The following is a 21,536-nucleotide window of genomic DNA, read 5'->3' on the forward strand; positions in this document are numbered from 1 at the left end:
GAAAGGCGGGCAGCCGAAGGCTGGCGTCGCATGATTATCCCAGAGCCGCCGGGCAAAAGGCGTGCCGTTTGCGGCCAAACGTCGTTGCGGGGCTGGTTTTGCGGGCGGGAGCGGCTGAAATGGCTGCTCGTGCGGGTAGGGCGTGGTCATGCCCGTCGAGACGCGTCCTGCCGGACGCTGGCTGTCGGTGGTGCCGAACGGGCGCCATGTGGCCCGGCGGGTTCAAGCCGGGCCGGTGCCACGGGGCGCCTGCGTTGTATCGCCGGCGGACGCTGCGCCCCGTGCAGAGGTGGCGTACGTTGCACAGAGCCGGATCGGCGAACGTCGCCTGCCGCCGCCGGCGCTTCCTGGCTGCCACTGCCGCTGCGATGGCGAGAACCACCGGATTGTGTGCGTCGGCTACGCAGCGCGGGCCGCTGCAACAGGCTCGTTGCGACCATGCGGCGCGCCGAGCATATGCCCGGCGCGCCATGCAATCTCGATCAAAGATCGAACTTGATGCCCTGCGCCAGGGGCAGCGAATCGGAGTAGTTGATGGTGTTGGTCTGACGACGCATATACACCTTCCACGCATCCGAGCCAGACTCGCGCCCGCCGCCGGTTTCCTTCTCGCCGCCGAACGCGCCACCGATCTCCGCACCCGAGGTGCCGATGTTGACGTTGGCGATACCGCAGTCGCTGCCTGCCGCCGACAGGAACTTCTCGGCGGCCTTGAGGTTCTGGGTGAAGATCGACGACGACAGGCCCTGCGGCACGCCGTTCTGCAGCTCGATCGCCTCATCCAGCGTGCTGTACTTCATCACGTACAGGATCGGCGCGAAGGTCTCGTGCTGCACCACTGCGTCGCTGTTCTGCAGCCCCGTGACAATGGCCGGCAGCACGAAGTTGCCCGGGCGATCGATCGCCGTGCCGCCCACTTCGACGGTGCCGCCGGCCGCCTTGGCCTTGGCGATCGAGTCCAGGAACTGCGCAACGGCGCCCTGGCTGTTGAGCGGGCCCATCAGGTTTGCCGGGTCGGTGGGGTCGCCGATCTTGCTGTCGAGCTGCTTGTACGCCTTGACCAGCGTCGCCAGCACGGTGTCATAGATGGAAGTGTGCACGATCAGGCGGCGCGTGGTGGTGCAGCGCTGCCCGGCAGTGCCGACGGCACCGAATACGATGCCCGGGATGGCCAGCTTCAGATCGGCGGTTTCGTCCAGGATGATGGCGTTGTTGCCGCCCAATTCCAGCAGGCAGCGGCCCAGGCGACGGGCGACTTTCTCTGCCACCACGCGGCCAATCTGGGTCGAACCGGTGAAGCTGATCAGCGGCACGCGGGTGTCTTCGACCAGCTTTTCCGACAGCGCCGTGCCGGCATCGTTGATCAGGAAGAAGATGTCCGGGAAGCCGGCGTCCTTCAGTGCCGCGTTGCAGATCTTCATCGTCGCGATCGCGGTCAGCGGCGTCTTGTTGGACGGCTTCCAGATGCAGATATCGCCGCAAATCGCCGCCAAAAACGCATTCCAGGCCCACACCGCCACCGGGAAGTTGAACGCGCTGATGATGCCCACCAGCCCCAGCGGCTGGTACTGCTCGTACATGCGGTGGCCGGGGCGCTCCGAATGCATGGTGTAGCCGTAGAGCATGCGGCTCTGGCCCACGGCAAAGTCAGCGATGTCGATCATCTCCTGCACTTCGCCGTCGCCTTCTGGCTTGCTCTTGCCCATTTCCAGCGCCACCAGCGAACCGAGCGCATCCTTGTGCGCACGCAGCGCCTCGCCGCACAGGCGCACGGCCTCACCGCGACGCGGCGCCGGCGTGGTACGCCACACCTTGAAGGCTGCCTGGGCGCGCCGGACGATCAACTCGTAATCTTCCGGCGTGGTGGCCTGCACCTCGGCGATCACCGCATTGGTGGTCGGATTGAGCGGCTGCAGCACCCCGGCGCCGGTGGCCTGCGACCAGGTCGCCTCGCCAAGATAGGTGCCGGAATTGGACGCAGCGAGGTCGAGCGCCTTGAGCAGGTCAGCGGACATGGGATCTCCTGGAAACAGTGGCGGTCACGGTGGCCGAGCCATCCGCAACACGGTAGCCGGCGATTTTAGCAGGCTCCACCCACCCCGGCCGGCTTGGCAAGCTGGCTGAACATGCGACAATGCCGCCCTTGGCCCCGTAGCTCAGCTGGATAGAGCGTCCCCCTCCTAAGGGGAAGGTCGCCCGTTCGAATCGGGCCGGGGTCACCAGACCGAGCGCCTCTGTTCCAGATGGCCGCAAGAGCTGGCAGGACGATAGGGGCCTGCCAGCTGCCGCGTTGAGAAGGCAGGGCGTTGACGGCACCGCGTCCGTAGAGGCTTGCGCATCGTTTCCCAGGTCAGCGCATTGGGCTCAGATCGGCTGCCACAACTCTGCCTTGTTGCCGTCGGGGTCGATGACCCAGGCAAACAGCCCGAATTCCGAGGTGGTGACGGTCTCCGACACCTGGCAACCTGCAGCTCTCAGCCGTTCAACCAGCGACTCCAGATCATCGACCCGATAGTTCACGATGAACGGGGCTGTGGTGTTTTCGAACTGAGTGCTCGCCTGATCATGAATTGCCCATGCCAGCGGGTTCTCGGGGCCTCCCTCTCGCGATCCTGCATCGAACACGGTTCCGCCCCAGGCTTGTACATCGATTCCCAGCTGCGTTGCATACCAGGTGCGTAATGCAGCTGCGTCCTTGGACTTGATGATGATCCCGCCGATCCCGTTCACTGCGTGCATGCCCGATTCCTTTGACTGAGTGGGTTGACGACCAACAGCGGAGCCGCTCCATGCATCCCGACTCGGCTGCCGCGCAACGACGATAAAGTACTGCGCGTTCAGCCGCTTGCCAGATCTTGCTCAGATGACGATCAGCCAAACGCCATCCCTCACCACGATCCAGAGCGTGAATCGTGCGCTCGACTACATCGAGGTCAATCTCGCCGGCAAGCTTTCGCTGTCCCTGATTGCTGGCGCTGCCTGTGTGTCACCTTTTCATCTTCAGCGAATCTTTCGTGCCGTGATGGGTGAAACCCCTCGCGCGTTCGTGCTGCGTAGAAGGCTGGAAAACGCCTTGGGCGATATGTCTCACCAGCCGGGCCGGCCCCTGACGGAAATAGCGCTGGCCCGCGGGTTTTCTTCGCTGTCGGATTTCTCGAGAAACTTTCGAAAGCACTTTGGATATTCGCCCGCCAGGTTGGATCTCGGCGCCTGTCTGGATGCGCGCCAAAGCGCACTGGATGCCACCCTGGCACTGACCTCGCATGGCGATGGAGGTGGCGCCGCCAACGACTGGGAATTTTCGGTCAATCTTCGCGAGATTCCCGAACGCACGGTCCAATACGTGCGCGTGCATCGCCATTCGAGCAGGGCGCGGTTCGGGCGGCGGCCCTGCGCCTGCTGGCGTGGGCGCGAGATGCCGGCGTAGCACACCATCAGTGGCTAGGCTATCTCTGGGATCAACCGCGACTGGCATGCACCGGCGACTGCCGTTATGACGTCGCGGTGGAAGTGACGCATGGGCGGCCCTACGGCGATATCGGCCTGTTCCGGTTTCCGCCGATGAAGGTGGCTGAAGTGGTGATTCGCGGGGATTTGCAGCTGGAGGCGCGCGCCTTCACCTGGCTGCGTACCGTCTGGCTGCCGGCAAGCGGCTACCTGCCAGCAGACTTGCCCGCCTTCGAGGCATGGCTGGGGTTGCGTACGCACACGGGGACGATCACTTCGAGCTTGCGTGCCAGCTTCCGATCCGAGCCCGGTACCGATCGGATGGATTTGCTCTGGGTTGATGAGATCTTCATCGATCTAACCCGCTTGCAGTGCGAAGGACATCCGCTCTGAGGTCAGGGAGGTCACTGCGGGATTCTGGCGATCACCAGTTGATGCCTGGGCAAGGCAGGCAACAATCCGGTGGGACCCTTCATGAAAACTGTCATGCCTTAAGAGCATTGCTCGAATTAGCTTCTTGACCGCCTGTTGGCCGAACTTCATCCCTCTGGATGCCCCGCATCAAGCCGTTGCAGCGATCCTGCCGCGGCTGCATCCAACTATTTTAGTGATATCCATCACATTAGTCTGATTGTCGGGTTTTTCTTACAGGGTGGCCCCTACAGCAAGCGTTGACGTTTCGTTAACGCTACAGCAAAGTCCCGCAGCACTCGCCGCGCTGACGGGTTGTGCCGCCGTTTTGGCGGCCAGGCGCGGTGGTGCGAGTAACGGCATGTCACGGCATGACCGTTGCACAGGGGGCATGACAGATGTGGATGCGATCGCCGCCATTGGCGCTGGCGGCTTGCCTATGGGCGGTCGCCGGGCTGGCGGCTGCTCAACAAACGGCACCTTCCAGCCTGGATCGGCAGGAACAACTGCGCCAGGCCGAAGAGATCCAGCGCCGGCAGGAGCAGGAGCGCCAGGCGCCCTTCGCCGGCCCGCGCGAGGATGCCGAGCGCGTGGATGCACGTAGCACCGCATTGCCCACGGAAGAGCTGTGCTTTGCCATCACGCGCGTACGCCTGTCCGGTGCGGGCGATGCAGCGGACCGTTTTGCCTGGTTGTGGAAGTCCTTGCGTCGTTATGAGGGCCGCTGTATCGGACGCGCCGGGATCGACATCATTCGCCGCCGCGCACTGGATCGCCTGGTGGCACGTGGTTTTGTCACCACCCGGATCGGGGTGCCCGAGCAGGATCTGTCGCGTGGAGAACTACGTTTCGAATTGATGCCCGGACGTCTGCGTGCGGTGCGTGTGGTCTCCGATACCGAAGGCGCGCACTGGAAAACCGCCTTGCCGTTACGCAGCGGGGATCTGTTGGATCTGCGTGCGATCGAGCAGGCGGTGGAGCAATTCAAGCGCCTGCCATCGCAGGACGCCAAGATCGATATCGCGCCCGGGCAAGCGCCAGGTGAGTCGGATCTGGTGATCACGCTGCAGCACGGCCGACGCTGGCGTGGCGTGGTCAACGCAGAAGACTCGGGTGTGGAGGCCACGGGCCGCGTGCAGGGTGGGCTGGATCTTTCGCTGGACAATCCACTGGGGCTCAACGATCTGCTCAGCGTGGGCTACAGCCACGATCTGGCCACGCGCGACGAAGAGCGCGGTACCCGCGGCAACAGCCTGAGCTATAGCCTGCCCTGGGGTTGGTGGACATTCGCATTGTCGGCGTCGTCGTATCGGTATCACCAACGCGTGGATGGCTTCCTGCAGACCTTCCAGTCCAGCGGCCAATCCAGCAACGCCCAGCTGGATATCCAGCGCGTGCTGCACCGCGACGGCACCAGCAAGACCTCCGCTGGCGTGACCATCGGGCGGCGCCGCGCACGTAGTTATCTGGATGGCGTGGAGATCGGGATCCAGCGGCGCGATACCAGTAGCGCGGAATTCTATTTCGCGCATCGTCGCTATCTCGGCGCCATGCAACTGGATGCGCGTATCGCGCATCGGCGCGGAACGCCCTGGTTCAACAGCCAGTGGACCGGATACGACCCACAAATCGGCTTTCCGACCTTCCGCTATGGCGTCACCACGCTGGACATCAGTACCGCGCTGCCCTTCAAGCTTGGCCCGGTGCCGATGGCCTGGGAGAGCAGCCTGCGTGCGCAGACGGCCGGCGAACTGCTGCTGGGTTCGGAATTCGTCACCATCGGCGGCCGCTACAGCGTGCGTGGCTTCGACGGTGAAGCCACCTTGGGTGCAGAAAAGGGCGCGTACTGGCGCAATACCTTGAGCTTTCCGGTACAGCGGATCGGGCTGACGCCCTACCTGGGCCTGGACGCCGGCCGTATCGATGGCACCAGTGCGAGCGGGCTGCGCGGACGCAGCCTGGTGGGTGGTGCGGTGGGACTGCGCGGCGGATGGTTCGGCGCCAGCCTCGATGCTTTCGCCGGTTGGGCGATCCACCGGCCTGAAGGTTTTGGAAGCGCGCAGCCAGCCTATGGCGCGCGGGTGATCTACCAGTTCTGACATGGATCGCGCAGCCAGCCGGCCGCGCGCTAGCGGATTGATGCCGTCCACAGGCGGCCAGAGAGAAACGATGGATATCGAAGCGATGAGCGTGCGTGGTTACGTGGTCGAGCAGGGCAAGCGCGCCTTGGCGCTGCTGCTGTGCGTCACCATCACCTGGACCTCGTTCCCGGCCTGGGCCCAGGTTGCACCCACGCCCAATCCCGGTGGGCAGACCCCCGGCCAGCAGGTCGCTGCCAATGGGGTGCCGGTGGTGGACATCGTCGCGCCCAATGCGCGCGGCATCTCGCACAATCGCTACAGCAATTTCAATGTCGGCCCGAACGGGCTGATCCTCAACAACAGCGCGCAGATCTCCAAGACCGAGCTGGGCGGCTATGTCGCGGGCAACAACAACCTGCAGCGCAGCGGCGCGGCCTCGCTGATCCTCAACGAGGTCACCTCGGCCAGCAGCCGGTTGCAGGGCTATACCGAGATCGCCGGTGCCAAGGCGCAGTTGGTGATCGCCAACCCCAATGGCATTTCCTGCGATGGCTGCGGCTTTCTCAACACCTCGCGCGTCACGCTCGCCACCGGTACGCCGACCCTGGGAAGCGATGGCGCCTTGAATGGTTTCACCATTACCGGCGGCGCACTCAGCATCGGCAGCAATGGCCTGGATGCGTTCAACGTGGATCGCCTGGACCTGCTCTCGCGGCAACTCAGCGTCGACGGCTCGATCTGGACCAGGGAACTGGTGGCCAGTGCAGGCACCGGACGTGTCAATGTCGATGGCATGTTGCTGGAAGTGTTGCCCGGCACCGATGGCGCAGCACCGTCGATCGGCATCGACGTGGCGCAGCTGGGCGGCATGTACGCCGAGCGGATTCGCCTGATTGCCACCGAAGCCGGTGTTGGCGTGGTCAGCCGCGGCACCCTGGCGGCACAGAGCGGCGATCTGCAGATCGACAGTGCCGGCCAGGTGAGCCTGAGCGGCACCACCGTGGCGCGCGATGGATTGAACGTGCGTGCCGCCGGTGACCTGGACCAACGCGGCGTGCTGGGCTCGCAGCAGGGCGATGTCAACCTGCGAGGGGCGCAGCTGCGCCTGTCCGGCGACCTGGTGGCCGCCGGAGCGTTGACGGCGCAGGCCGGCGGGACCTTGCAGCATGCCGGCCGCAGCAGTGCCGGCGCGATTCGCCTGTTTGGTTCGGAGTTGAATGCTGACGGCAGCCTGCATAGCACCGGCGCACTGGAGCTGGGAGCCGATGGCCTGTTGCGCAGCGGCGGTGTCGCGTATGGCGGCGCAGGCGCGGACCTACGTGCGGCAAGCATTGCGCTGTCCGGTACCTTGCAGAGCGGCGGTGCGATTGCATTGAACGCAAACACGATCGACGCGCTTGGTACGCTGGATGCAGCGACCGCGTTGCGAGTGACCGGCAGCGGCGATGTGCGGATGGGCGGGCTGGCGCAGGCCGGGCGGGACGCGCAGGTGCAGGCCGGTGGCCGGCTGGGGCTGCAGGGGCAACTGGTCGCTGCCGATGCGGTTGCGTTGAGTTCCGGCGCGCTCGATGTTGCGCAGCGCGCTGCCGTGTCTGCGGGAGCCGATCTGGATCTGCGCAGCACTGCCGCGCTGAATAACGCGGGCAGCGTTTACGCCGGTCGCGACCTGCGGCTCCAGGCGGGCACCGTGGCCACCGCCGGCAGCATGACCGCTGCGCGCGATGCGCAGGTTGCTGTCGCCGGAGGCTTCGTCAACAGCGGCACGGTGGTGGCCGGAAACGCATTGACGGTGGACGCCGCACAGTTGGAAAGCCGTGGCGACATCGGCAGCCAGCGCGGCGATACCACCCTGCGCGCCGGTAACGGCGTCATTTTGAGCGGCAACACCGTGGCGGGCGTGGCGCTGGCAGTGGATGCCGGCACCACGGCGCAACTCTCCGGGGAAGTCAATGCTGCGAGCATGGCCTTGCGCAGTGGCGGCAATGCCGAGGTATCGGGCACCTTGCAGACCACACGCGGCGACGTCGCCATGGTCGCCGGCGGTGAGCTGGTCAACGCTGCGCTGGTGAGTGCTGCGGACGCGATCGACCTGCAGGCGGATGGCGCGCTGCGCCAGCGCGGCCAGCTGCGCAGCGCCGGCGCTTTGCAATTGCGTGGTGGCACGGTCGAGCACGAGGGGGCGATCGATGCCGGTGCCGATCTGCGCGTTGCAAGCGCCGCCGATCTGGCGTTGAACGGCACCTTGCAGAGCGCAGGTGCTATCACCTTGCAGGCGGGCAACGCGCTGGAAAATCGCGCAAACGTGGTGGCGAATGGCGCGCTGCAGGTCGATGCGGCCTCGCTGCGCAATGCGCAGGGCGCGGCACTCTCCTCCAACGCCGGTGCGGTTGTAAGAACTAGCGGGGTGCTGGATAACGCTGGCAGCCTTTACGGCGCTGATGCAGTGCAGCTGGCGGCTGGCACGCTGCTCCAGAGCGGCCGGATTGGCAGCGGCAATACGCTGACGGCAACGGTTGGCGATGCGTTCGACAACACCGGTAATGTGGTTGCCCGAAACGCGCTGCAGATCGACGCTGCCAGCCTGCGCAGTGATGGTCAACTGGGCAGCGAGGCCAGCAGCGTCCGGCTGGCGAGCCTGGGCGACATGCGGGTGCAGGGCGTCACGGCAGCAGCGACGTCGCTACAGGCCAGTGCTGGTGGCGATCTGCAGCAGGCGGGCGCGCTGACGGGACAGTCGGTCGCCTTGGTGGCGGGGCGGGATCTCACCACGGCCGGCACAGTGCAGGCGTCGACGCTGGATCTGCAGGCGCAGCGTGCGCTGACGTTTGCTGCACAAGCCCAGGTACAGGGCAATACATCCGTGCGTGCGAACAGCGTGACGACAAGCCAGGACGCCGTGCTGCATGCTGGCGGCGCCTTGACCTTGGAGGGGGGCGCCATCGACAGTCGTGGCACGCTGGACGCTGGCACCGATCTGCAGATCCGCAGCCAGGGAGATCTCACGCTGGCTGGCGTGGCTCAGGGCGGCCGCGACGTGCATCTCACCGCCGCCAATGCGGTAAGCAACGCTGCGCATGTCGTGGCTGGACGTGATCTGACCCTTCAGGCGCAGCAGCTGGACAACGCTTCCGCCGGCGTCCTGGCCGGCGAGAGCGATGTGGCGTTGACCACGGTAGCGCAGCTCGCCAACGCCGGCCGCGTGCAAGCCGGCGGCAATGTCCAGCTCACCTCGGCGGCGCTGGACCAAAGCGGCAGTGTCTCCGCGGGCAAGGCCTTGAAGGTTGCGGTGGCTGGCACGCTGGATAACCGCGGTAGCCTGGTGGCCAGGGACGCGTTGCTGGTCGACGCAGCAAGCCTGCGCAGCAGCGGCCAGCTTGGCAGCGAACGTGCCGATGTCACGCTGGCCAGCCAGGCGGATCTGCAGTTGGACGGCGTGGTGGCTGCCGCGACCGCACTGCGCGCCAACGCCAGTGGCGACTTTCAACAAGCCGGCACGCTCACTGCGCAGTCGCTTGCGCTGCAGGCCGGCCGCGACCTTGCCGTCAATGGCGCCGTCCAGTCTGCCTCCACTCTGGATCTTCAGGCGCAGCGCACGCTTGCGGTGAACGGGCAGGCATCGAGCACAGGCAACGCCGTGCTCACCGCTGCGGCCATCACCACTGGCAGCGCGGCCGTGGTGAAGAGCGGCGCCGACATCACCCTGGACGGCAGCGCCATCGATAGCCGCGGTGCACTCGATGCAGCCGCCGATCTGAGCGTGCGCAGCACAGGCGATCTTGCACTGGGCGGTGTGGCCCAGGCCGGGCGCGATGTCACCCTGACGGCCGACGGTGCATTGCGCAATTCCGCGCAGGTGATTGCCGCGCGCGATCTCGGCGTGCGCGCGGCCAGTGTCGACAATGCAGCCGACGCAACCCTGGGCGCATTGCGCGATCTGCGTATCGACGTGGCTGGCACGCTGCAGAACAGCGGCACCCTGCATGGCGAGCGCGGGCTTGCAGTGTCGACAGGCGCGTTGTTGCAGCGTGGCCGCCTGTACAGCGGAGAGGCGATTTCCATTGCTTCGAGCGGAGCCTTCGAGAATGTCGGGCAATTGGTGTCCGGCAAGGACCTGACCATCGGGGCGAGCAACATCGTCAGCAACGGCCAGCTCGGCTCGGTGACGGGCGCACTCACGCTGACCAGCCAGAACGCCATCGACCTGCGCGGCGTCGTGTCTGCCGCCACTGCGCTGCAGGCCACCGCAGCTGGCGACCTGCTGCAGGCGGGCACGCTCGGTGCGCAGAGTGTCAGCTTGCAGGCAGGGCGCAACCTCACTGCCGGCGGCACGTTGCAATCCGCCTCCACGCTGGATCTGCAGGCGCAGCATACGCTCGCCTTGAACGGCCAGGCGCAGGCAGGCGGTGTTGCCGCCCTGCGTGGCGACAGCATTACGACCGGGGAGGCCGCCGTGCTGAAAAGCGCTGGCGTGATCACCCTGGACGGCGCAGCCATCGACAGCCGCGGCACGCTCGATGCGGGCAGCGATCTGCGCGCGACCAGTACCGGTGGCCTCGCCTTGGCAGGGGTGGCGCAAGCCAACCGCGATGTGGTGCTCAACGCAGCGGGTGGCCTGAGCAATGCGGCTCAAGTTGTTGCAGGCCGCGATCTTTCCGTGCAGGCAGGCACGGTCACCAACGCCGGGTCCGGCGTGCTGGCTGCCGAGGGTGTCGTCACCCTGACGACCGGTGCGTTGCAGAACGCCGGCAACGTGCAAAGCGGCGGCGACCTGCGTATCACTGCAGCCAGCCTGGATCAAAGCGGTTCGGCGAATGCCGGCAAGGCGTTGACTGCCACTGTCACCGGGTTGCTGGACAATCGCGGCAGCCTGATCGCCGCCGACCACCTGGTCGTGGATGCAGGCAACCTGCGCAGCAGCGGCCAGCTCGGTAGCCAGACAGCCACTGTCGATCTGACCAGCCGTGGCGAAATGACGCTGCAGGGCTTGGTTGCGGCTGCGACCACGTTGCAGGCAACCGCGGCTGGCGATCTGCAGCAAGGCGGTTCGCTGAAGGCGCAGTCGGTTGCACTGCATGCCGGGCGCGATCTGATCGCGGCAGGCACCTTGCAGTCTGCCTCCGGGCTGGACCTGCAGGCGCAGCGCACGCTCGCATTGAACGGGCAGGCGTCCAGTGGTGGCGATGCCACCCTGCGCGCTGCCACCATCGGCACGGCGCAAGCGGCGGTGCTTCAGGCCGGTGGCGCGATCAGCCTGGATGGTGCGGCGATCGATAGCCGCGGCGCCCTCGATGCATCCACCGATTTGAATTTGCGCAGTACCGGCAACCTGGCCGTTGCCGGAGTTGCGCAGGCCGATCGTGCCGTGGTGCTGAGCGCTGCCGGGACGCTGGCCAATGCCGCGCAGGTCGTTGCCGGCCAGAACCTGAGCGCTACCGCCGCCAGTGCAAGCAACACCGGTACCGGCGTGCTGCTTGCGCAAGGCGATACCACGCTGACCATTGCCGGTTTGCTCGACAATGCCGGCGCCATCCGCGCAGGCAATCAGCTGACGCTCGGCGTTGGCGCGCTGCGCCAGAGTGGGCAGGCGTACGGCTTGCAGCGTCTGGGCCTGACGGCATCGGGTGCGGTGGACAATCGCGGTGACCTGATCGGCGGCAACGGCCTGCGCGTGGAGGCCGAACAGCTGAGCAGCAGCGGTCAACTGGGCAGCGAGCGCGGCGATGTCGCGTTGATCAGCCGCGGCAACCTGCAGCTGGACGGTAGTCTGGCTGCGGCTGGCGCCTTCTCGGCGCAGGCCGATGGCGCCTTGGCGCAAAGCGGCAGCTTGAGTGCTGGCAGCACGTTGGACCTGCACTCCAAGGGCGATCTCACTGTTGCAGGGCAGCTCTCTGGTCAACAGACCACGCTGGCAAGCGATGCGGTGCTGCGTCAGCAAGGTGTCGTCAGTGGCGCGACAGTGGGTCTGCAAGGTGCACGCATCGACCATGCAGGGCAGACCACGGCAGCAGGCAACCTGAGTCTGCGTGCCGGCGATATCAATGTCGCCGGTACCGTGGGCGCAGGCATCGCGGCCGATGGCAATCTGGGGATGGGAAGCACCCTGAGCCTGGTCGCAGACCGCCAGCTGGGCGTGTCCGCCAAGCTGCTGGCCGGTGGCAACCTGGTGGCGCAAGGCGGTCAGCTCGACCTCAGCGGTTCCAGCACGCGGGCCACCGGTAACGCCTCGCTCACCACTGCGGGCAGCCTCGCTCATCGTGGCGGCGATCTTCTCGCGGGCGGCACATTGAGCGTCCAGGCCGGCGGCACGATCGACAACGGCCGGCTCAACACGGTTGGCGGCCAGATGCAGGCCACCCAGCTCAGCATCGATGGCGGCAGTTTGAACAATGCCGGTGGCCGGCTGGTGCAGAGCGGCGCTGGCCTCACCCGGGTCAGCATCGGGGGCGCCATCGAAAACACCGCTGGCACCTTGGCCAGCAATGGTCAGGATCTGACCATCACCGCGGCGAGCCTGGAGAACGCGCAAGGCCGGATCGAGCATGCCGGCACCGGCAATCTTTCGCTCACCAGTCGCGGCGCGATGGGAAATGCCGATGGACGCATCTTGAGCCAGGGCCAGCTCACCCTGGGTGCGAGCAGTGGCTTGAACAACCAGGGCGGCGCCATCGCCGCAGCCGGCGATGCAACGCTGACGGCGGCCAGCCTCAACAACATTGGCGGCTCGGTCGCCGCACGTGGGCTGACTGTCCAGGCCGGCGGCACCACCGATAACCGCAGCGGTTTGCTGCAGGCCAGTGGTGGTGCGCTGACACTGCGTGCCGATAGCCTGAGCAATGCCGGCGGTACCGTGCAGGCGGTTGCCAGCGGCGGGGCAGGCGGCAGCCTGCGGGTGGAACTCAACCGTGGCCTGGATAACGGCAACGGCATCATCGGCGCCAGCACCGATGCGGTGATCACGGCAGAAAACATCGCCAGCGCCGGCGGTAGCCTGCAAGCGGCGCGCGACCTCAGCGTCACTGCGCGCGGCCAGCTGGACAATCACCAGAACGCCAAGCTCAGCGCCGGGCGCGATCTCAACGTCGCTGTGGCCGGGGCGCTGCTGAACAGTGGTGGACAGCTCGATGCCGGCAATACCTTGACCGCCTCAGGCGGGCTGATCGACAACACGCAAGGCAGCATCGTCAATAACGGAGCCGGGCTGACGCGCATCACTACCGGCGGCGCCCTGACCAACAGCAGCGGCAATCTGGGCGGGCGCGGCAGCGTGGTCATCGATGCGGCCAGCATCGCCAACAACAGCGGGCAGCTGGTGGCCGGTGGCGATCTGATCGCCAATACCAATGGCCTGAACAATCAGGGCGGCAGCGTCTATGCGGGCGCGAACGTGCTGCTGCAGCGCGCAGGCGCGACGCTGGACAACCGCAACGGCAGGATCAAGGCCGAACAAGCGGTCCGCCTGAACCTGCAGAGCCTGAGCAACGCAGGTGGACAGATTGGCGCAGGCAGCACGACCGGTGGGGCCGGCGATGTGGTGATCGATACCGTGGGCTTCGATGGTGGCGGCAGCATCCTGGCGCAGAATCTGCTCGACCTGACCCTGCGCAGCGACTACACCCATCGCGCCGGTGCCGACCTGGTCAGCAACGGCAATTTCAACCTGCGCGTGGGTGGCAACCTCGTCAACGAGTCCACGCTCAAGGCCGCACGTGCGCTGGACATCACCGCCAGCAGCATCACCAACCGTGCCGGCGCCAGCATCCTGTCCAACGATACCCGCCTCAATGGCGGTAACGTCATCGATAACGCCGGCAGCATTTCCGGGAACGGCGCCTTGTCGCTGGTTGCCAATAGCGTCTACAACACCGGCAGCGTCGTGGGTGGCACTGTGGCGGTGAATACCGGCACGCTGGTCAACGGCGCCGATCTCGGCGGCGCGACCGACAATGCCGCCTACGGCTCGGCCTTGCTCGGCTCCACCGGCAACATGAACCTGGTCGTGCGCGACCAGTTGCTCAACCGCGACGCGCGTATTTTCAGTCTGGGCAATATCGCAATTGGTGGCGCGCAGGATGGGGGCGGCACCCTGGTCGCGCGTACGGGTGTGGTGAATAACCTCTCGGGCAGTATTGAGGCGGATGGGAGCATTTTGATTGCGGCCAATCAGCTGAACAATCGTCGGAGGGTGATCAATACGACCAGCGTGTCGACCGATCCTGGTAGCGACGATGTCTACTCGGGTGGCGAGCTTATCGAAAGCAAGGCGATCCGGAACATACAGGGCGCACGCGCGCCCTATCCCTACACAGGACTCGCACCTGGTATTTATCGCAACTATCAGGTGATTCAGCAGGAACAGCTGTCTTCCGCAAGCGCAGAGGGGAAGATTGCAGCGGGTGGAAACATCTTGCTGTCGGGAAGCGTTACAAATAACGCCTCGACCATCGCTGCAGCCGGCCTGTTCGCTGCCAATCAGCGAGGTCTTGGTGGGCTCTCGGATGCGATGATCAATGGCGGTGAGCAACTGCTCAACCAGGCGCTGGCGTTGAATCAGGTGGTCCGGCAAAGCGATGTGGAACACATCGTTACCGCGATCACCAATGACTGCATGCAGCCGGTTGGGCAGAAGGTCGTTTGCTACTACGAGGAAGAGGACCAGAGGCTCAGCTCTTCAACGACGAGTAACAGCTATCTCGCCCTAGGCGCCAGCATGACCGGCGGTCAAGGCGTGAGCATCAATGGCGCCAATATCAGCAATGGCGCTGTCGGTAGCGACGGGCGGGCAGTCAGTGGTGCATCGCTTGCCGCAGTCGGCGGCCAGGGTGGACTCAGCGGACGTGGCAGGCAGACTGCTGGAAGCGTCGGTGGCCAGACGGTCGTCGGTCGTGCCAACGGGGGCGCGGACAGCATCCGTGTTGCCACCGGCACTGCCGGTAACGCAGGTGCTCAGGTCGGCGCCAACACGCAGGACGCCACGCTCGCCACTTCGGGCGGCATCGTCAAGATGTCGGTCGCACCGGTGATGTCCAACGACAGTGGGCTGGTGCGCAGCACGGTCGATCAGGCAACTGTGCAACCCACCGCAGCTGGTAGCGGTGTCACGGCAGGTGCGAACGAAACGCGCACGCGTGTCGACCCCGCCACCATCCCGGTGGCCAACATCGTGGGCGGCGGGCAGACCTCGCTGACGCAGATCGATCTGCCTATCGGCGGCTTGTATCGCCTGTCCAATGGCACGGCGACTGACCGCACGGCGATGGGCCGTGCGGCAACCGGCCTCGGTGGCATCAACGCCTGGCGCAGCAATGGACCGGGCCGTCGCTATCTGATCGAGACCGATCCGCGCTTCGTCAACTACGACAACTTCATCAGCAGCGACTTCCTGCTGGACAAGCTGGGCGTGGATCCGGAGTGGACCCAGACCCGCCTGGGCGACGGCTTCTATGAGCAGCGCCTGGTGCTGGACCAGATCACCCAGCTCACCGGTCGTCGCTACCTGGGCAACTACGCCGATGGCGTGGCGCAATACCGCGCCTTGCTCGAGTCTGGCGTGGCTGCTGCAGGCCAGCTGCAACTGAGCATGGGCGTCGGCCTCACCGCCGCGCAGGCGGCTGCGCTCACGCAGGACATCGTGTGGATGGTGGAGCAGGACTACCAGGGCCAGAAGGTACTGGTGCCGGTGGTCTATCTGGCCTCCAACTCGCTGCAGTTGCGCGGCAATGGCGCCTTGATCGCCGGCGGCAACGTCGAGCTCAACGCCACCAACACCATGAGCAACCAGGGCGTCATCGCCGGTGCCGATGTCAGCGTTACCGCCGGCAACCTGCTCAACCAGGGCCGTATCAGCGGCACCGGTACCGTGGCATTGGAAGCGCGCAACGACCTGCTTAACCAGGGCCAGATCCAGGGCCGCGATGTGGGGCTTGCGGCCGGCAACAACCTGGTCAGCGAAGCGGCCAAGGCCATCAATGGCGCGGGCATCCTGTCCGGCATCACTGCGACCAACAGCCTGCAGCTGTTCGCCGGCAACGACATGACACTGACCGGCACCCGCGTGCAGGCGGGTGGCAGTGCGGCGCTGATTGCGGGCAATAACCTGAGCCTCACACCGAGTGCCTTGCGCGACGACAATGGCCTGCTGCGTGGCGGTGACGCTGTGTCGCTCGTGACCGGTAAGGACCTGATCGTGTCCGCAGGCAACGACCTGCAACTGCATGGCGTCAGCATCAATGCGGGCGGCAGCGCGGCCTTGCAGGCGGGCAACAATCTCTCGCTGACCCCGACCACCGGTCTGGATGGCAAAGCCGGTACGCGCACCAGCATCAGCACCGGCGACAGCCTGCAGCTGACCGCCGGCAACGACCTGACCATCCGTCAGGCCGAGGTCAAGGCCGGGGGTGATCTGATCGCCGCAGCAGGCAATAACCTCACTGTCGAGTCCGTGCTCAACGACAGCGAGAGCAACAGCTACAACTCGCGCAACGGCAAGACCCGCGTCACTACCACGACCACGACGCAAACCATCGACCAACAGGTGCTCACTGCCGGCGGCAACCTGATCCTCAGCGCCGGTAACGACGTCAATCTGGTCGCTGCCAAGCTCGATGCAGGCAAGGGCGTGGGGATCAGCGCCGGCAACGACATCAACGCCAGCACGCTGACCACGGTGGACACCAGCGATGTTCTGGAGACGCGCAAGCGCTTCAAGCAAACCACCAGCACCCGCGACGAAACCGTCCACGGCACCGAGTTCAGTGCCGGTGGCAACCTCGCCATGCAGGCGGGCAACGACATCAGCCTGACCGCCGCATCGGCCGCCACCAAGGAAGGCGGCATCACCCTGGCTGCTGGCAACGACGTCAATCTGCTCGCCGCCAGCGAGCAGCACGATGCCGTGCAGGACATGACCAAGAAGAAGAAGGGCACGTTCAGCAGCAAGACCACGACCACGCATGATGAGTGGCACGACAACGTGGCGGTCACCACCACGCTCAGTGGCGATACGGTGCAGATCGCAGCGGGTAACGACTTGCTGTCGCAAGGTGCGCAGATTGCTGGCACTGGCGATGTGATGTTGGCCGCCGGCAACAACCTCACGCTGGACACGGTGCAGAACACCCGCAGCGAAGAGCATGAGAAGACCGTCAAGAAGTCTGGTCTCTACGGCGGAGGTGGCTTCAGTGTCGCTTTGGGCGTGACCAAGAAAACCGATGGTCTGGATGTTACCGAGGTCACCAACACCGGCAGCCTGGTCGGCAGTACCGACGGTGCGGTGACGATGACTGCTGGCAACAAGGTGGCCATCACCGGTAGCGATGTATTGAGCGCCACCAGCACCACCATCGTGGGTAAGGAAGTCACGATTGCTGCTGCAGAAAACACCGTGGATACGGTGCAGACGTCCAAGCAGCAGAGTGCGGGCATTACGTTGGGTATCAGTGGTGGCGTGGTCGATACTGCATTAGCAGCCTATGGTGCTGCCAAGCGAATTTCCGATGTGGACGACGATAGGCTGAAAGCGCTCTATGCAGCACGGGCTGCTTACGCGACAGGTGCGACGGTCGATCAAGCCCAAACAACCTCCGACAATTTCTTGGCTGGATATAACGGTCAAGCGGTCGGTGGAAATGTGGCGAAACCTGGCAAGGACCCAGCGAGTGGACTTGAAGGCGCGGGCGCCGCAACCGGCATGAGCTTTCGTCTCGGCATTGGTGCCAGTAGTTCGTCAAGCAAGACCAGCACACACGAAGAAAGCACCGGGGGCAGCCGCATCCTCAGCAACGGCGATGTCACCATCGCGGCGACCGGTAGCGATCTCAATGTCATCGGCAGCAAGATTGCCGGCAACAACGTTGCATTGGCTGCAGCAAACAACCTCAACCTGCTCAGTAATCAGGAAACCAACACCACCAAGTCGGAAAACAAGAACGCTGGCGGCGAGATCGGTGTCAGCGTTGGGGCGACGACGGGCTACTATCTGACAGTGTCTGCAGGCAAGGGCAGCGCCAAGGGCAATAGCGATCTGCGCGCGGAAAGTGTGATCACGGCCAACGACAGCTTGACCCTGGCCAGCGGCAACGACACCACCATCCAGGGCGCACAGGCCATCGGCAACAAGGTGCTGGCCAATGTCGGCGGAGACCTGCTGATCAAGAGCGAGCAGGACACCAACGAGTACAAGAGCAAGCAACAACAAGCCAGCCTGACGCTGGCGACCGGCTCGGGCAGCGGCGGCAGTTACAGCCAACAGAAGGTCAACAGCAGCTATACCAGCGTCACCGAGCAGAGCGGCATCCAGGCCGGCAATGGGGGCTTCGACATCACGGTGGGCGGCAGCACGGCCTTGGTCGGCGGTGCGATCGCCAGTACGGCCGCCGCTGGCAGCAACCGGCTGTCCACCGGCAGCCTGACGGTCGAGGACCTGCAGAACAAGGCCGAGTACAAGACCAGCGGCGTCTCTGTGGCTGGCGGCACGGGCAGCAGCATGGCGAGCGTGGCCATCGGTACCGGGCTGAGCATGCTGGGCAACGCCAGCGACAGCTCGAGCAGCACGACCAAGAGCGACATCGCTGCCGGCTCGATCCAGATCCGCAATGGAGATGAATCTGCGCTTGCAGGTCTGGATCGCAGTGCAACCGAGTTGCAGCAGTCTGGGCTGAAGGGAATCTTCGATCAGAAGAAGATCGAGGATCAGAAAGAGCTGATGGGGCTGGCTGGAGCGATCGGGTTCCGCGCAGCGGGTGATATCGCCAGCAGCATGCAACAACGTGCGCTCAGCGAGTACGCGACTGCCTACAGCACGAACAATCCGCAAGGAATGGCTGACGCCCAGGCGAAGATGGACAGCTGGGCCGACGGGGGCCTGAACAAGACACTGCTTCATGGTCTCACCGGCGCCGCGGTGGCCGCGCTGGGCGGCGGCGATGTGGCGGGAGGCGCGCTCGCTGCCGCTGGTGCCGAGAAGGCGAAGCTGGCGATGGCCGGGTACCTCAGGGATCAGGGGGTTGCCAGTGATAGCGAAACCTATCGAGCCCTGATGGAACTGGGTAGTGCGGCCATTGGTGGAGCGCTGGGCGGCGTAGCAGGAGCCAACACCGCGTTGGCCGGCGATCAGTTCAACCGGCAGCTGCACCCGGACGAAGTGAAGTGGATCAAGGACAATGCTGCGGGATTCGCCTATCAGCAGGGCATCTCGGAAGAGAGTGCCAAGCAGATCCTGCTCATAGAGGCAGCGTCGTACGTAGATTCGACAATTCAATCGGCACTAAAGGATACGCCGATGAATGAAGCGGCGGTCAAGTTCCTTGGGACGAACAACAACGAATACGACGGCGTAAAAGCCTTCGATACGAGCGATCGAGACAACTTCCACCTCTACGGCAAAAAACTGGCAGGCACGCCGGAGAATTTCAAGGAAGTCTTCAATGCGCTTGGTGCCGCAGGCCTGAAAGAGGACGAGCTGCAGTTGCTGTACCAGCCGGAGCTGTTGACTTATGCAGGAAAGGGTATTGGCAGAGACAGCCGCCTAACCGTCGCTGTTCCAGCCACGGGAGCCGCGATCGGCGTCGCCGCGGTAGGTGGCGGGGCGTGCGCATTAAATCTTGTTGCCTGTGGCCGACTAGTAGTAGGTGCGCTTGACGCGATCGCAACCGAGTGGACCGGTGGACACTCTCTTGCGATTTCTGGGGGAGGGGCGCTTGGCTCAGTTGCGGCGCAGAAATTTGATGATTTATTGGCTAGCCCTGGGTTTACGGTAGATGATCTTGTACTAGCTTATAGAAGGCTTATTCCGCTTAAGGCTGATGGAAAATCAGATGCTGCAGCGGCTGCCAACCTTTTAAAGGATTTGATGAGAAGAGAGACTCATGATCCCTTGATTGGACGGATACTTGAGCCAGGCCGGGAGACTGTCAAAGTCACCGCTGAGGCGAGTGTGGCAGGTAATAAAATTATAGATACGAATCAGATGGCACGTCCCGCAGCAATGGCAGATAGTTCGAAGTCTACGTTGATTGCCGATTTAATTCCTCCGGGCGCTCCTAATTCAAATATGAGCAATGCCCATGCGGAAATTGCTACTATCCAACGAGCTTACGATTCGGGCTTGACGCAAGGGCAGGAAATGTCAATGGTAGTGAGGGGGGAGGAAATTTGTTCTTATTGTAGTCAATCAACCAACTTGGCGGCTGCCGCCGAGAGGTCTGGGCTAAGTTCGTTGACTGTCTATGATGCTACTACTGGGAAAACTTGGATTTGGAGTAGGCGGAAAATTGGTGACGGTCTGGTCGAGCTGAAGAGGGCTACTGGTGGATAATAAGTACGAATTTATACTTTCCTTCGGCGTTCCCGGTATGCGTGCTGTTTGCACTGAAGATCCCGCATGGGAAAGGATTGTTGCGGGAATTGAATCTGTCTTTGTAGATGGCGGGCGAGCATCTCTTATCATGCATGATTATAATGGAGTTGATAATTCAAGTGATAAAATTAAAGCTGTTGTTATGGAGGGAGTTAAAGGAATTTATAGAATTTTGCTGAGGGTTGATTCGAAGGACCCGAAGCGTGAAATTTTGCAGTGGTGGGGGGGAGATGAAGGTTGTAGTGGAGTTGATTTTGTAAGCTATTTGGATCAGAAGTGGGATCCGAGAGGTTGGTTGTCTGATTTGGATTTGGCCAAAAAATTGATGAAGGTTTTTTTTGACAAGGGTAGATTGGATGATATTTCGAATTTTAGATCTCTTTGGGATGTGGATTTTTCATTTAGGACTTGATGAATAAATCTGCCAAGAACGTGGTCAGGTGTAATTAGTAGGTCAATCTGACCCTGAAGTTTGCAGATTGCTTCAATGGCGGCGCGGACAGCATCCGTGTTGCCACCGGCACCGCCGGTAATGCAGGTGCTCAGGTCGGAGCCAACACCCAGGACGCCACGCTCGCCACGTCGGGCGGCATCATCAAGATGTCGGTCGCACCGGTGATGTCCAACGACGGTGGGCTGGTGCGCAGCACGGTCGATCAGGCCACGGTGCAGACCAGCGCGGCCGGCACCGGCATCGTCGTGGGTGCCAACCAGAGCCGGGTGGGTGTCGATCCGTCGACCATCCCAGTCACCGATCTGGTGGGCGGCGGCCAGACCTCGCTGACGCAGATCGATCTGCCTATCGGTGGGCTGTATCGCCTGTCCAATGGCACCGCCACCGACCGCACGGCCATGGGACGCGCGGCCACCGGCCTCGGCGGCATCAACGCCTGGCGCAGCAACGGCCCGGGCCGTCGTTACCTGATCGAGACCGATCCGCGCTTCGTCAACTACGACAATTTCATCAGCAGCGACTTCCTGCTGGACAAGCTGGGCGTGGACCCGGAGTGGACCCAGACCCGCCTGGGCGATGGCTTCTACGAGCAGCGCCTGGTGCTGGACCAGATCACCCAGCTCACCGGTCGCCGCTACCTGGGCAACTACGCCGATGGCGTGGCGCAATATCGCGCCTTGCTCGAGTCCGGCGTGGCTGCTGCAGCGACGTCCCCCCGATTTTGAGTAGCACCGCAGTTTGGAGTCCAATTCCCTACCCGACGGAGATTGGACGTGAAGAAACGTTTTAC

At 63.9% G+C, this 21,536-nt stretch carries 7 protein-coding genes, 1 tRNA gene and 1 pseudogene; 7 read left to right on the plus strand and 2 right to left on the minus strand.

Features of this window, described 5'->3' with window-relative positions; translation table 11 throughout:
• Window positions 1–482 precede the first annotated feature (482 nt).
• Entirely contained in the window at window positions 483–2,015 is a 1,533-nt protein-coding gene (gene amaB, locus XcodCFBP4690_RS08250; protein WP_104540491.1) for an L-piperidine-6-carboxylate dehydrogenase, read from the minus strand.
• A gap of 130 nt (window positions 2,016–2,145) precedes the next feature.
• Between amaB and XcodCFBP4690_RS08255 the strand changes: the two genes are divergently transcribed.
• Window positions 2,146–2,222, plus strand: a tRNA-Arg gene (locus XcodCFBP4690_RS08255).
• Window positions 2,223–2,364: 142 nt separating this feature from the next.
• On the opposite strand, the gene XcodCFBP4690_RS08260 is transcribed toward XcodCFBP4690_RS08255, so the two are convergent.
• Window positions 2,365–2,739, minus strand: coding sequence for a VOC family protein (locus XcodCFBP4690_RS08260; RefSeq protein WP_104540492.1), 375 nt, complete (start codon window positions 2,737–2,739; stop codon window positions 2,365–2,367).
• Between the two features lie 124 nt (window positions 2,740–2,863).
• Between XcodCFBP4690_RS08260 and XcodCFBP4690_RS23025 the strand changes: the two genes are divergently transcribed.
• The 6 genes and pseudogenes from XcodCFBP4690_RS23025 to XcodCFBP4690_RS08280 all read left to right on the plus strand — a co-directional run.
• A complete protein-coding gene (locus tag XcodCFBP4690_RS23025) occupies window positions 2,864–3,427 on the plus strand; it encodes a helix-turn-helix transcriptional regulator (protein ID WP_244183588.1) in 564 nt (187 codons plus the stop codon).
• Entirely contained in the window at window positions 3,400–3,840 is a 441-nt protein-coding gene (locus XcodCFBP4690_RS23030) for a GyrI-like domain-containing protein (RefSeq protein WP_244183591.1), read from the plus strand. Before XcodCFBP4690_RS23025 ends, XcodCFBP4690_RS23030 begins: the two co-directional genes overlap by 28 nt.
• A 416-nt stretch (window positions 3,841–4,256) precedes the next feature.
• Window positions 4,257–5,957 carry a ShlB/FhaC/HecB family hemolysin secretion/activation protein gene (locus XcodCFBP4690_RS08270; protein ID WP_104540493.1) on the plus strand — a complete coding sequence of 567 codons (1,701 nt, stop codon included), beginning with the start codon at window positions 4,257–4,259 and terminating at the stop codon, window positions 5,955–5,957.
• A 70-nt stretch (window positions 5,958–6,027) separates the two neighbouring features.
• On the plus strand, window positions 6,028–20,250 hold the full coding sequence (locus tag XcodCFBP4690_RS08275) for a two-partner secretion domain-containing protein (protein WP_104540494.1): 14,223 nt from the start codon (window positions 6,028–6,030) through the stop codon (window positions 20,248–20,250).
• A complete protein-coding gene (locus XcodCFBP4690_RS22385; protein ID WP_146091862.1) occupies window positions 20,243–20,704 on the plus strand; it encodes a hypothetical protein in 462 nt (153 codons plus the stop codon). The genes XcodCFBP4690_RS08275 and XcodCFBP4690_RS22385 overlap by 8 nt, the downstream gene beginning before the upstream one ends.
• Before the next feature lie 74 nt (window positions 20,705–20,778).
• Window positions 20,779–21,450, plus strand: a pseudogene (locus XcodCFBP4690_RS08280) (hemagglutinin repeat-containing protein); the annotation flags it as partial.
• Window positions 21,451–21,536: the final 86 nt, after the last annotated feature.

Source organism: Xanthomonas codiaei (genome assembly GCF_002939785.1).
GTDB classification, from domain to species: Bacteria; Pseudomonadota; Gammaproteobacteria; order Xanthomonadales; family Xanthomonadaceae; genus Xanthomonas; species Xanthomonas codiaei.